General features: G+C 52.0%; 12 protein-coding genes, 2 tRNA genes and 3 other RNA genes. 9 read left to right on the forward strand and 8 right to left on the reverse strand.

Going from position 1 to position 12,048, the window contains the following annotated elements; all coding sequences use genetic code 11:
* Positions 1 to 32 precede the first annotated feature (32 nt).
* From galE to ETV65_RS06050, 7 genes are all read left to right on the forward strand, one after another.
* A complete protein-coding gene (gene galE / locus ETV65_RS06020) occupies positions 33 to 1,049 on the forward strand; it encodes a UDP-glucose 4-epimerase GalE (protein ID WP_129951995.1) in 1,017 nt (338 codons plus the stop codon).
* A gap of 19 nt (positions 1,050 to 1,068) precedes the next feature.
* Positions 1,069 to 2,157 carry a galactose-1-phosphate uridylyltransferase gene (galT, locus tag ETV65_RS06025; protein ID WP_129951996.1) on the forward strand — a complete coding sequence of 363 codons (1,089 nt, stop codon included), beginning with the start codon at positions 1,069 to 1,071 and terminating at the stop codon, positions 2,155 to 2,157.
* On the forward strand, positions 2,117 to 3,265 hold the full coding sequence (gene galK / locus ETV65_RS06030; protein WP_129951997.1) for a galactokinase: 1,149 nt from the start codon (positions 2,117 to 2,119) through the stop codon (positions 3,263 to 3,265). Before galT ends, galK begins: the two co-directional genes overlap by 41 nt.
* Positions 3,259 to 4,305 carry a galactose-1-epimerase gene (gene galM / locus ETV65_RS06035; RefSeq protein WP_129951998.1) on the forward strand — a complete coding sequence of 349 codons (1,047 nt, stop codon included), beginning with the start codon at positions 3,259 to 3,261 and terminating at the stop codon, positions 4,303 to 4,305. Before galK ends, galM begins: the two co-directional genes overlap by 7 nt.
* A 162-nt stretch (positions 4,306 to 4,467) precedes the next feature.
* Positions 4,468 to 4,803 (forward strand): PsiF family protein, encoded by a 336-nt coding sequence (locus tag ETV65_RS06040; protein ID WP_129951999.1) that lies wholly within the window; start codon positions 4,468 to 4,470, stop codon positions 4,801 to 4,803.
* Between the two features lie 204 nt (positions 4,804 to 5,007).
* Positions 5,008 to 5,760 (forward strand): 2,3-diphosphoglycerate-dependent phosphoglycerate mutase, encoded by a 753-nt coding sequence (gpmA, locus tag ETV65_RS06045; protein ID WP_129952000.1) that lies wholly within the window; start codon positions 5,008 to 5,010, stop codon positions 5,758 to 5,760.
* 89 nt (positions 5,761 to 5,849) lie between these two features.
* The gene (locus tag ETV65_RS06050; protein WP_129952001.1) at positions 5,850 to 6,323 is read left to right on the forward strand and encodes a GNAT family N-acetyltransferase; all 474 of its coding nucleotides are present in this window, start codon (positions 5,850 to 5,852) and stop codon (positions 6,321 to 6,323) included.
* A 66-nt stretch (positions 6,324 to 6,389) separates the two neighbouring features.
* Here ETV65_RS06050 and aroG read toward each other — a convergent pair whose 3' ends face one another.
* A complete protein-coding gene (aroG, locus tag ETV65_RS06055) occupies positions 6,390 to 7,442 on the reverse strand; it encodes a 3-deoxy-7-phosphoheptulonate synthase AroG (protein ID WP_129952002.1) in 1,053 nt (350 codons plus the stop codon).
* A 202-nt stretch (positions 7,443 to 7,644) separates the two neighbouring features.
* On the opposite strand from aroG, the gene ETV65_RS06060 reads away from it, so the two are divergent.
* Together ETV65_RS06060 and zitB are read left to right on the forward strand one after the other, a co-directional pair.
* Positions 7,645 to 7,974: a protein YbgS gene (locus ETV65_RS06060; protein WP_129952003.1), complete on the forward strand. Its 330-nt coding sequence runs from the start codon at positions 7,645 to 7,647 to the stop codon at positions 7,972 to 7,974.
* A 134-nt stretch (positions 7,975 to 8,108) separates the two neighbouring features.
* Complete coding sequence (gene zitB, locus ETV65_RS06065) at positions 8,109 to 9,062, forward strand: CDF family zinc transporter ZitB (protein WP_129952004.1); 954 nt, start codon at positions 8,109 to 8,111, stop codon at positions 9,060 to 9,062.
* A 65-nt stretch (positions 9,063 to 9,127) separates the two neighbouring features.
* On the opposite strand, the gene pnuC is transcribed toward zitB, so the two are convergent.
* From pnuC to ETV65_RS06100, 7 genes are all read right to left on the reverse strand, one after another.
* The gene (pnuC, locus tag ETV65_RS06070; protein ID WP_129952148.1) at positions 9,128 to 9,850 is read right to left on the reverse strand and encodes a nicotinamide riboside transporter PnuC; all 723 of its coding nucleotides are present in this window, start codon (positions 9,848 to 9,850) and stop codon (positions 9,128 to 9,130) included.
* A gap of 56 nt (positions 9,851 to 9,906) precedes the next feature.
* Positions 9,907 to 10,971: a quinolinate synthase NadA gene (nadA, locus tag ETV65_RS06075; RefSeq protein ID WP_129952005.1), complete on the reverse strand. Its 1,065-nt coding sequence runs from the start codon at positions 10,969 to 10,971 to the stop codon at positions 9,907 to 9,909.
* Positions 10,972 to 11,265: 294 nt separating this feature from the next.
* Positions 11,266 to 11,385, reverse strand: a non-coding RNA gene (locus tag ETV65_RS06080) — RtT sRNA.
* Positions 11,386 to 11,399: 14 nt separating this feature from the next.
* A non-coding RNA gene (locus ETV65_RS06085) (RtT sRNA) lies at positions 11,400 to 11,519 on the reverse strand.
* A gap of 14 nt (positions 11,520 to 11,533) precedes the next feature.
* Positions 11,534 to 11,609, reverse strand: a tRNA-Lys gene (locus tag ETV65_RS06090).
* Positions 11,610 to 11,672: 63 nt separating this feature from the next.
* Positions 11,673 to 11,748, reverse strand: a tRNA-Lys gene (locus tag ETV65_RS06095).
* Positions 11,749 to 11,915: 167 nt separating this feature from the next.
* Positions 11,916 to 12,035, reverse strand: a non-coding RNA gene (locus ETV65_RS06100) — RtT sRNA.
* Between the last annotated feature and the right edge of the window lie 13 nt (positions 12,036 to 12,048).

The raw sequence follows: 12,048 nt of genomic DNA on the forward strand, positions 1-12,048 counted from the left end.
CGTTGCATCCAGATAATCATCGGGGAGCTATTATGTACGTCTTAGTCACAGGTGGTAGCGGTTACATCGGCAGTCATACTTGCGTGCAATTGATTGATGCAGGCTATACACCCATCATTCTTGATAATCTTCACAACAGCAAAGTGAGTGTACTGGAACGTATCCATACCCTGACCGGCAAAACGCCGCTGTTCTACGAAGGTGATATTCGCGACCGCGCCCTTCTCGATAAAATTTTCAGTGAAAATCCTGTTCATTCCGTTATTCATTTCGCCGGCTGGAAAGCCGTGGGCGAATCCGTGGCAAAACCGCTGGCGTATTACGACAACAACGTCACCGGTACGTTGGTGCTGGTTGAAGCCATGCGTGCCGCCGGCGTAAAAAACCTGATATTCAGTTCTTCCGCCACCGTGTATGGCGATCAGCCAAAAACGCCGTATGTCGAAGATTTTCCGACCGGTAATCCTTCCAGTCCGTACGGCCGCAGCAAACTGATGGTCGAGCAAATTCTGGAAGATGTGCAGCGTGCTGAGCCTGAATGGAGCATCACGCTGCTGCGTTACTTCAACCCGGTCGGTGCTCATCCGTCTGGCCTGATGGGGGAAGATCCACAAGGTGTACCGAATAATCTGATGCCATTTATCGCGCAGGTGGCAGTAGGTCGTCGTGAGTCCGTCGCCATTTTCGGCAACGATTATCCGACACCGGACGGCACCGGCGTACGTGATTACATTCATGTTGTCGACCTGGCAGACGGACATCTGGCCGCGATGAAAACGCTGCACAACAAAGCGGGCGTACATGTTTATAACCTGGGCGCCGGCTTCGGTCACAGTGTGCTGGATGTGGTTAACGCCTTCAGCAAAGCCTGCGGCAAACCGGTGAATTACAAGTTTGCACCACGTCGTGATGGCGACTTACCGGCGTATTGGGCAGATCCGACCAAAGCAGCGAAAGAGCTGAACTGGAAAGTCACCCGCACGCTCGAAGACATGGCCAACGATACCTGGCTATGGCAGTCGAAAAACCCGCAAGGCTATCCGGATTAAGGAGGACTGAGGAAAGTTTATGACCACGTTTAACCCGATTGATCACCCGCATCGTCGCTACAATCCACTGACCGATCAGTGGATTTTAGTCAGCCCGCATCGTGCCAAGCGTCCGTGGCAGGGTCAGCAGGAAGCCGTTTCTCAGGAAACACTGCCTGCGCATGACCCGGACTGCTTTCTCTGTCCGGGCAATACCCGCGTGACAGGCGATGTGAATCCGAAATACACCGGCACGTTTGTGTTCACCAATGATTATGCCGCGCTGATGCCGGATACGCCTTTTGCGCCGGAAAGCGACGATCCGCTGATGCGCGTTCAGAGCGCACGCGGTACCAGCCGGGTGATCTGTTTCTCGCCGGATCACAGTAAAACTCTGCCGCAACTCTCAGTTGAAGCGTTGACGGAGATCGTCAGAACCTGGCAGGAACAAAGTGCGGATCTGGCAAAAACGTATCCGTGGGTGCAGGTTTTCGAAAACAAAGGCGCGGCAATGGGGTGCTCTAACCCGCATCCGCACGGCCAGATCTGGGCCAACAGCTTCCTGCCTAACGAAGCCGAACGTGAAGACCGCCTGCAACGTGCCTATCTGGAACAACAAGGTTCGCCGATGCTGGTCGATTACGTGCAGCGCGAACTGGCCGACGGCAGCCGTACGGTGGTTGAAACCGAACACTGGCTGGCAGTAGTGCCTTATTGGGCCGCATGGCCGTTCGAAACCTTGTTGCTGCCGAAAGTCCACGTCAAACGCATTACTGAGCTTAATGATGCACAACGCAGCGATCTGGCTCTGGCGCTGAAAAAGCTGACCAGCCGCTACGACAATTTGTTCCGGTGCTCTTTCCCGTATTCGATGGGCTGGCACGGTGCGCCATTTACCGAAGGCGACAACGAACACTGGCAACTGCACGCGCATTTCTATCCGCCGTTGCTGCGTTCAGCCACGGTGCGCAAATTTATGGTCGGCTACGAAATGCTGGCTGAAACCCAACGCGACCTGACAGCGGAACAAGCCGCAGAGCGTCTGCGGGCGGTGAGTGATGTTCATTATCGTGAGGCGGAGAAAAAGAATGAAACTGAAGACCAAAACCCTGGAAATCTTTGCCGATAAATTTGGCTACCCTGCGACCATTACCATCAAAGCGCCGGGGCGCGTGAATCTGATTGGCGAACATACCGATTACAACGATGGCTTCGTGCTGCCGTGCGCGATCGATTATGAAACAGTGATCGCCTGCGCGCAGCGCAATGACCGTACGATCCGTGTGATCGCTGCCGATTACGATAACGACGAAGACAGCTTCTCACTCGACGAACCGATTGTGCACACCGATACACACCCCTGGGCCAATTACGTGCGTGGCGTGATCAAGCATCTGATGTTGCGTAACAAAGATTTCTCCGGTGCGGATATGGTGATCAGCGGCAACGTGCCACAGGGCGCGGGCCTGAGCTCTTCAGCTTCGCTGGAAGTCGCGGTCGGCCAGGCACTGAAGTCATTATATGACTTGCCGCTGGACGGCGTAGCACTGGCACTGAACGGTCAGGAAGCGGAGAACCAGTTTGTCGGCTGTAACTGCGGCATTATGGATCAGCTGATTTCTGCACTCGGCAAGGAAAATCATTCCCTGCTGATTGACTGCCGTTCACTGGATACCCGTGCGGTGTCTATGCCGGAAAACGCGGCGGTGGTGATTATTAACTCCAACGTGAAACGCGGCCTGGTTGACAGTGAATACAACGCCCGTCGCGAGCAATGCGAAGTGGCGGCACGTTTCTTCGGTGTGAAAGCGCTGCGTGATGTTGACCCTGCCCTGTTCTTCTCCATTCAGGATGAGCTGGATCCGGTCGTGGCCCGCCGTGCGCGTCATGTGATTACCGAAAACGACCGTACACTGGCAGCGGCTGATGCACTGGCCAGCGGCGACCTGAAACGTATGGGCGAACTGATGGCGGAATCTCACGCCTCAATGCGCGATGACTTTGAAATCACCGTGCCGCAAATCGATAAGCTGGTGGAAATCGTCAAAGAAGTGATTGGCGATAAAGGTGGTGTGCGTATGACCGGCGGCGGTTTCGGCGGTTGTATTGTGGCGCTGGTTCCTGAGGACATGGTGGAAAAAGTCCGTCATGCCGTTGAACAGCAATATCATGCGCACAGCGGTCTGAAAGAGACCTTCTATGTTTGCACCGCTTCACAAGGAGCAGGCATATGCTAAAACCTGAAAACACACAGCTGGCGCCCGATGGCCAGCCGTTTGAACAGGTTACGCTACAGAATGCAGCGGGTGCCACCGCAACGTTCATGGACTGGGGCGCGACCTGGTTATCCTTCACCCTGCCGCTGACGGATGGCTCCACGCGTGAACTGCTGCTCGGTTGCCAGTCGCCGCAGGAATACATGAACCAGAGCGCGTATCTGGGCGCGACCGTCGGACGTTACGCTAACCGTATCGCCCGCTCGCAGTTTGAAATTGACGGCAAAGCGCATCTGGTAGTCGCCAATCAGGGTGTTCACCAGTTGCACGGCGGGCCGGAAGGCTTCCATGCGCGTCGCTGGATCATTCTGGAACAGACCGCGCAGAAGCTGACGTTTCAACTGTTTTCTGTCGACGGCGATCAGGGTTATCCGGGCAACATGACAGCGAAAGTGTATTACCAGCTGACCGACGATAACCGGCTGGAAATCCGTTACGAAGCGACGGTTGACAAACTGTGTCCGGTCAATCTGACCAATCATGCCTATTTCAACCTCGACGGTGAAGGGACTGATGCGCGTCAGCACAAGCTGCAGCTGTTTGCTGATCGCTTCCTGCCGGTCGACAGCGATGGCATTCCTTGTGCGGATCCGGTCCCGGTTGAAAACACCGGCATGAATTTTAATGCCGCCAAAACGCTGGCGAAAGATTTCCTCGCCGACCGTGACCAGCAACGCGTGAAAGGGTATGACCACGCTTATCTGCTTAACCGCACCTGCAATACCGGCAGCAATCCGGCGGCGCATTTGTGGTCTGCTGATGGCAAAGTCAAAATGACGATGTTTACGTCTGCGCCAGCAGTGCAGCTTTACAGCGGCAATTTCCTGGGCGGAACCCCTAACCGTAGCGGCGGCGAATACGCCAGCTACAGCGGTGTCGCGCTGGAAAGTGAGTTCCTGCCGGACAGCCCGAATCATGCCACCTGGCCGCAGCCGAGCTGTTGGGTTAAACCAGGTCAGATCTACAAATCTTCGACGACGTATCAGTTCTTTGCACTGTAATGTCTCACGACAGGGTCGCCCGGCCCTGTCTTCATTCCTTCCTGCTTCTGCGAATTTGTGACTCACGGCGCATCTGTATCAGCACATTTTAAGCTAAAGGCTCTTCCCCCATCTACGCTTAGAGAGTGTCCTGCCGAAAGGACGATTAATAAGGAGTTCGATATGCGTTTACCTGTTGTGTTATCCCTGCTGGCAACGCTGTGCGCGGCGGGTTCCGCTATTGCGGCTGATCCTGTTAAAGTTCCTTCCCCTGCTCAGACTGAGCAACGCCAAAAGATGACCGACTGTAATCAGCAGGCCACTACCCAGTCACTCAAAGGCGATGACCGCAAAAAATTCATGAGTCAGTGCCTCAAAGCGGAAACCAAACCGGCTATGGCAAAAATGACGCCTCAGCAGGAGAAAATGAAAACCTGTAACGCAGACGCCGCCAAAAAAGAACTTAAAGGCGATGCACGTAAGACTTTCATGAGTACCTGCCTGAAAAAAGCCAGCTGATCGCTGACTTTTTACACAAAACGCGCTGTCCGGGAGACCGTACGCGCGTTTTGTTTTACATCGCCGCAGCAAATTCGTTATGTTTAATACAAACGGCGTCCCGCAGAGACTTCCTGAGGAAGTTTCAGATTGCTGTCGGGGAGGCCAAGCCTCTATAATGATAACCGTTATCATTGAAAATTCAGTTAACTGAGGAGTTTAGCTATGGCTGTAACCAAGCTGGTGCTGGTAAGACACGGTGAAAGTGAGTGGAACAAAGAAAACCGTTTTACCGGTTGGCATGATGTTGAACTGTCCGATAAGGGTCGCACTGAAGCAAAAGCTGCAGGTCAGTTGCTTAAAGACGAAGGCTTCCAATTCGATTTTGCGTACACCTCTGTGCTGAAACGTGCCATCCACACGCTGTGGAGCGTTTTGGACGAACTGAACCAGCCATGGCTGCCGGTTGAGAAATCCTGGAAACTGAACGAACGCCATTACGGCGCATTGCAAGGTCTGGATAAAGCAGAAACTGCACAGAAATACGGTGACGAGCAAGTTAAACAATGGCGTCGTGGTTTTGCTGTCACGCCACCAGAACTGGATCGCGCTGATGAACGTTTCCCGGGCCACGATCCGCGTTACGCTAAACTGACTGAGGCGGAACTGCCAACCACAGAGAGCCTGGCGCTGACCATCGAACGCGTCATCCCTTACTGGACTGAGGTCATCAAACCACGTATCGCCAGCGGAGAGCGCGTCATCATCGCCGCACACGGTAACTCCCTGCGTGCACTGGTTAAATATCTCGATAACCTGAGCGAAGACGAAATTCTGGAACTGAACATCCCTACCGGTGTTCCGCTGGTTTACGAATTCGACGAAAACTACAAACCAATCAAACGTTACTATCTGGGTAATGCCGACGAGATCGCAGCGAAAGCCGCGGCCGTAGCAAACCAGGGTAAAGCGAAGTAATTTCGCGTTTTCTGCGTGAAGCACGATGATTGATAAGGCATGCGAAAGCGTGCCTTTTTTGTATCCCCGACCCGCAAGGAAAAATATTTATGCCAGTCAGACGTGCAACACCCGATGAAGCAGAAGCGCTGTGGAACATACGTAATCAGGCAATCCGTCACGGGTGTAAAAACGCTTATGATGCACAGATTGTGATGGCATGGACACCCGATGAGATGCCTGCCGGATACCGCAAAGCCATTATTGATAATCCTTTTTTTGTCGCACAGACACAGGGGCTGAGCACACCGGCGGCAACAGGATTCCTTGATCTGAAAAATGGCAGTGTTGAAGCAATTTTTACATTGCCAGAATTTGAAGGGAAAGGCCTCGCTACGCAAATTCTTGCTGCCATAAAAGCAGAAGCGAAATCACGCGGTTTCACAGCACTTACGCTGGCTTCTACGCCGAATGCGTTTGAATTTTATAAGAGGAACGGATTCAGTCTGGTAAAAGAGAGCCTCTACCGCTCTGAGATGGCGGATGCTGATTTGCGTTGTATGGAGATGCGCTGCGAATTGTAGGGGATATTCAGGCAATAAAAAGCCCCGCTAAAAGCAGGGCTCAGACAAGTATTCCAGCAGGTGACATTAACCGCGGCGAGCTTTGACCGCGCCCGCCAGGCTGCGCAGCAGCACTTCGGTGTCTTCCCAGCCTATACAGGCATCGGTCACGCTCTGACCATAAACCAGAGGCTCGCCGCTGTCGAGGCTCTGATTCCCTTCCACCAGATGGCTTTCTACCATCACGCCCATCACCGACTGCTCACCGCCGGCAATCTGACCACAGACGTCTTCACACACTTCCATTTGTTTTTTGAATTGCTTACTGCTGTTAGCGTGGCTGAAGTCGATCATGATATGCGCTGGCAGGCCGCCTTTTTTCAGGCCTTCTTTCACTTCCTGCACATCCTGGGCGCTGTAGTTTGGTTTTTTGCCGCCGCGCAGAATGATATGGCAGTCATTATTCCCGCTGGTATTAACAATAGCCGAATGACCCCATTTGGTGACAGACAGGAAACAGTGCGGTGCGCCAGCCGCATTGATGGCGTCGATCGCCACTTTAATGGTGCCATCTGTGCCGTTTTTGAAACCGACCGGGCAGGATAAACCGGAAGATAACTCGCGGTGAACCTGAGATTCAGTGGTACGTGCGCCGATAGCCCCCCAGCTCATCAAATCCGCCAGATATTGTGGCGTGATCATATCCAGGAATTCGCCAGCGGCCGGTAAACCCGTGTCGTTAATATCCAGTAACAGTTTGCGGGCAATGCGCAAACCCTCGTTAATCTGATAGCTGTTATTCATATGCGGGTCGTTAATCAGCCCTTTCCAGCCCACTGTAGTACGTGGTTTTTCGAAATAAACACGCATCACCACTTCCAGTTCGCCTTGCAATTCTTCACGCATTGTCAGCAGGCGGGTGGCGTATTCTTTCGCGGCTTTCGGATCATTGATCGAGCAAGGGCCAATGACGACCAGCAAACGGTCATCGTTTCCTTTCAGTATCTTATGGATCGCATTACGGGCCTGAGAAACTGTTTTGGCCGCTTTGTCAGTGGCAGGAAATTTTTCGAGCAGGGCAACCGGAGGTAAAAGTTCTTTGATTTCTTTAATGCGTAAATCGTCGTTTTGATAATTCATAACTGTTCCATTCGGGTGTTCATAAGAGACAAAGCGAAACGCTGACCGCGTTCAATCTAGCCGTATTGAATCCCGGTGTAAACCTGCTTTTACACTTACGATTAGTCTCATTTTGATTTAGGACATAATTTCTTTAGCTAGGCTTTTACCAGACACATGAAAAACGACTACGGACCTTTCTCGAAAAAATGGAGATGACATTATGAAAAAGCTCGCAATCATGTTACTGACCACAACCATGGCACTGACCACCGGTGCTGCTTACGCTGCCGGCGAGTCCTCGGCAAGCGACAACAATGGTCAGGCTAATCAGTCCGGCTCGCCGGGTTCGGTACAGAAAATTGCGCCAAAAAGCGTGAACAATGATCAGATTAACACGACCAATAAACCCGTGAATGAAACGACTACTCAAACGGATGGCACCACCCATCACATGAGTAAAGATAAAGAGCATAAGAAAACGATGTGCAAAGATGGACGTTGTCCGAATCAGACCCCGGATACACCTTCTTCAAAAGCAACCGGTAACTAATTCCGTCACGTTTGCTCACCTGCTCATACAGGAGGGACTTTGCTTCCTCCTGCTTCCCTGAATTCCCCTTCTTGCAACACCTTAGGTTTACGCTATTGTGATTGTCTCGGTTCATCATTTTTGTGAATATAACTATGCCTTCTTCCCTGTTGCCACAGGATAAAAATAGCCGCCGTTTGTTGCTGGCTTTCCTTGTTACTGTAATTTTTATGGTAGCCGAAGTGATTGGCGGGCTGGTCTCTGGCTCTCTGGCGCTTCTGGCCGATGCCGGGCACATGCTGACTGACGCAGCCGCGTTACTTGTTGCCTTGCTTGCCGTACGTTTTGCGAAACGCAAGCCTAACAGCCGTCATACTTTTGGCTATTTGCGCCTGACCACCATGGCGGCCTTCGTGAATGCCGCTGCGCTGCTGGTGATTGTCGTTCTGATTGTCTGGGAAGCCATCGCCCGGTTCTTTAATCCGCAGCCCGTAATGGGCACCACTATGCTGGTGATCGCCATTGCTGGTCTGTTCGCCAATATTCTGGCCTTCTGGCTGCTGCATCAGGGGCAGGAAAAGGCCAACATCAATGTGCGTGCCGCCGCGCTGCACGTTTTGGGTGACTTGCTGGGATCGATTGGAGCGGTCGCTGCGGCGCTCATCATCATGTATACCGGCTGGACGCCTGTGGATCCGCTTTTATCAGTGCTGGTTTCCTGCCTGGTGTTAAATAATGCCTGGCGGTTGCTGCGGGAAAGTTTTCATGAATTACTGGAAGGCACACCGGAAGAGATCGATATCGATAAACTGCGACGGGATTTGTCACTGAGTATCCCGGAAGTGCGCAACGTGCATCACGTTCACGTCTGGCAAATTGGTGAACAGCGGCTGATGACCGTGCATGTACACGTGGTTCCACCGCACGATCACGACGCACTGCTTTACCGCATTCAGCATCATTTGCTGGAGAAATGCCGCATCGGCCATGCCACGATACAAATGGAATATGGCCAGTGTGAAACTCCGGATTGTGAGATGAATGAAATGCCGTTAACCCGTGCCGGGCACGATCATCATGGCCATAGCCATGCACATCATCATCACTGATCCTCAGAGAAGAACCCGAGAATAAAACGCCTCTGTGATAGAGGCGTTTTTCCAGGAAGATGAAATCAGGCCGGTTGCAAAGGCCGTGAACCGTTTTGCTTTGCACTTTTGATCCACAGCCACGAACCGTTCAGCGCAATCAAGGTCAGAAGCACATATTCGAGTGCCATCGCATAAACGCCCTGATAAGCAAAAATCGCGACGCTGATGACATCAATGATGACCCACAGCAGCCAGTTTTCAACATACTTTCGGGTCATCAGCAACATTGCCACAATCGACAGCACCATCATTGATGAATCCCAGAACGGGAAGGCATCAGGTTGCAGTTCAGGCACCTGCACATTGAGCCCCAGCGCCTGCATCAGGTTTACCGCCAACAGCGTCAGGGCGGCAAAAACGCGGTCGATGTTAAAGGTCATCAGCAGAATGCCTGCGACACATACAACGCCCCATATCAGCGCTTTGCCACGTGGCAACCAGCGGATCTGCAATTGTGCTTCCTGGTCCGCTGTCTGGCGGCTCCAGGCATACCAGCCGTAGATATTGGCGGCAAAGAAGAAGATTTGCAGCAACAGGCTGGCGTAAAGCTGGATCTGGAAGAAGATGATCGCAAACAACGTGACGTTGATCAGACCGAAAGGATAGTTGATCAGCTTTTCTTTACTGGCGTACCAGATGCAGAGCAACCCAAAAATGGTGCCTACAGCTTCAATCCACGACAGGTCATATCCCCCCTTTCCAAGCGGAATATGAACCAGAATGTTACTGGTACTGAAAAAATCCATCATCTCATCCTTTCCTTTTATTGATGCTCATAAATCATTATCAGCCATGAAAATGCTTACAACGCTTTAGCCTGTGTTCTTAATCTCAGTTGGGCGGCAAAATCCAGCATGCGGTTGAGCGGGATCAGAGATTTTACACGCAGCGCCTCGTCTACCTCGATAGCATGTTCCGTGCCACCGTGTTCCAGCCCTTGGGCAATCGCTTTCAGACCGTTCATCGCCATCCACGGGCAATGCGCGCAGGTACGACAACTTGCACCCTCACCTGCCGTCGGCGCCTCAAACAATTCTTTGTCCGGGCACGCCTGTTGCATTTTGTAAAAAATACCGCGGTCCGTGGCGACGATAAGTTGCTGCTGGGGCAATGTTTTTGCCGCCAGAATGAGCTGACTGGTAGAACCGACCGCATCAGCCATATCAACGATCGCCTGAGGAGACTCAGGGTGCACCAGAACAGCGGCGTTCGGGTATAGACCTTTCATTCGGGTCAGGGCCTGCGTTTTAAACTCGTCATGGACGATACAGGCGCCCTGCCAGCACAATACATCTGCCCCCGTCTGCTTACGGACGTAATTTCCGAGGTGACGGTCCGGTGCCCAGATTATTTTTTCGCCCAGACTGTCAAGATGTTCAATCAGCTCAACCGCAATGCTTGAGGTAACAACCCAGTCTGCTCTGGCTTTTACTGCTGCTGAGGTATTAGCGTAGACCACTACTGTGCGGTCGGGGTGCTGGTCGCAGAAATCTGAGAAAGCCTGTTCAGGACAGCCCAGATCCAAAGAACATTCAGCATTGAGTGTTGGCATCAGCACAGTTTTTTCCGGGCTGAGGATTTTAGCCGTTTCTCCCATGAAGCGTACACCGGCGACGAGCAACGTAGAAGCTGGATGCTGGCTGCCAAAGCGCGCCATTTCCAGAGAGTCGGCGACAATGCCGCCGGTTTCTTCGGCAAGCGCCTGAATTTCAGGATCAGTGTAATAATGCGCCACCATCACCGCATCACGTTCCCTGAGCAGTTTTCTGATCTTCTCTTTGTAGAAGGTCTTTTCATCTGCGGTCAGCACGGCGGGTTTCGGTGGGAAAGGATAAACCGCCGCATTCAGATCCAATGTTTCGCTCATACTCGTCATCTCATTCAGTCAGACAATTTGCCCGGATAGCCAAAAGCCACCATGATCCCATCCCGGAATCATTAGTTTTGTATGCTAAACAAAATACCGCAAAAAATAGGGAAAGTCGTCCATATAATAGACGCAGGGCTTAAAATGTTTACTGCACTTAAAATCAGAGAGATTTTAAGTAAAGTCAGCAGAAAAAATTTATCTGCCAGGAGGAAGTTTTGAGGGTCAGATGCGAAAAAAGCGCCAAAAGGCGCTTTTCTCTGAATTCTGCAATGTAGATGACTTCACAAAAAGTGGTGGGCCGTGCTGGATTGACTCGGTTTCACCTCGCCCTGCGGGCAACGCTTACGCGTTGTCGTCTCGCTTCGCTCGGCTCGAACCAGTGGTTCTCATCCTGCACTGCTTTATTGCATTTTTCACTTTAACAGTGGTGGGCCGTGCTGGATTAACTCGGTTTCACCTCGCCCTGCGGGCAACGCTTACGCGTTGTCGTCTCGCTTCGCTCGGCTCGAACCAGTGGTTCTCATCCTGCACTGCTTTATTGCATTTTTCACTTTAGAAGTGGTGGGCCGTGCTGGATTCGAACCAGCGACCAATTGATTAAAAGTCAACTGCTCTACCAACTGAGCTAACGGCCCATCTAAATGCTTTTTACTACTTACTTCTGGCTTTCAAAATATTCAGTAGGTTCCACCTAAAAGTGGTGGGCCGTGCTGGATTCGAACCAGCGACCAATTGATTAAAAGTCAACTGCTCTACCAACTGAGCTAACGGCCCTTCCTGAATACTTCTTACAGCCAGTGTGTCTTGCAGTTGGTGTGCAAGGCACTACAGTTTGTTTAGATAACCTGGCCGTGCTGGATTGACTCGGTTTCACCTCGCCATACGGGCAACGCCTGCGCGTTGTCGTCCTGCACTGCTTTATTGCATTTTCCACTGAAAAGTGGTGGGCCGTGCTGGATTGACTCGGTTTCACCTCGCCCTGCGGGCAACGCTTACGCGTTGTCGTCTCGCTTCGCTCGGCTCGAACCAGTGGTTCTCATCCTGCACTGCTTTATTGCATTTTCCACTTTAACA

It is taken from the genome of Rahnella sp. RFA10(1/100), assembly GCF_004195115.1.
Taxonomy (GTDB): domain Bacteria; phylum Pseudomonadota; class Gammaproteobacteria; order Enterobacterales; family Enterobacteriaceae; genus Rahnella; species Rahnella perminowiae.

Coding starts and splice junctions, on each gene's coding strand:
- galE (WP_129951995.1), top strand. CDS start 33: ATGTACGTCTTAGTCACAGGTGGTAGCGGTTACATCGGCAGTCATACT.
- galT (WP_129951996.1), top strand. CDS start 1,069: ATGACCACGTTTAACCCGATTGATCACCCGCATCGTCGCTACAATCCA.
- galK (WP_129951997.1), top strand. CDS start 2,117: ATGAAACTGAAGACCAAAACCCTGGAAATCTTTGCCGATAAATTTGGC.
- galM (WP_129951998.1), top strand. CDS start 3,259: ATGCTAAAACCTGAAAACACACAGCTGGCGCCCGATGGCCAGCCGTTT.
- ETV65_RS06040 (WP_129951999.1), top strand. CDS start 4,468: ATGCGTTTACCTGTTGTGTTATCCCTGCTGGCAACGCTGTGCGCGGCG.
- gpmA (WP_129952000.1), top strand. CDS start 5,008: ATGGCTGTAACCAAGCTGGTGCTGGTAAGACACGGTGAAAGTGAGTGG.
- ETV65_RS06050 (WP_129952001.1), top strand. CDS start 5,850: ATGCCAGTCAGACGTGCAACACCCGATGAAGCAGAAGCGCTGTGGAAC.
- aroG (WP_129952002.1), bottom strand. CDS start 7,442: ATGAATTATCAAAACGACGATTTACGCATTAAAGAAATCAAAGAACTT.
- ETV65_RS06060 (WP_129952003.1), top strand. CDS start 7,645: ATGAAAAAGCTCGCAATCATGTTACTGACCACAACCATGGCACTGACC.
- zitB (WP_129952004.1), top strand. CDS start 8,109: ATGCCTTCTTCCCTGTTGCCACAGGATAAAAATAGCCGCCGTTTGTTG.
- pnuC (WP_129952148.1), bottom strand. CDS start 9,850: ATGGATTTTTTCAGTACCAGTAACATTCTGGTTCATATTCCGCTTGGA.
- nadA (WP_129952005.1), bottom strand. CDS start 10,971: ATGAGCGAAACATTGGATCTGAATGCGGCGGTTTATCCTTTCCCACCG.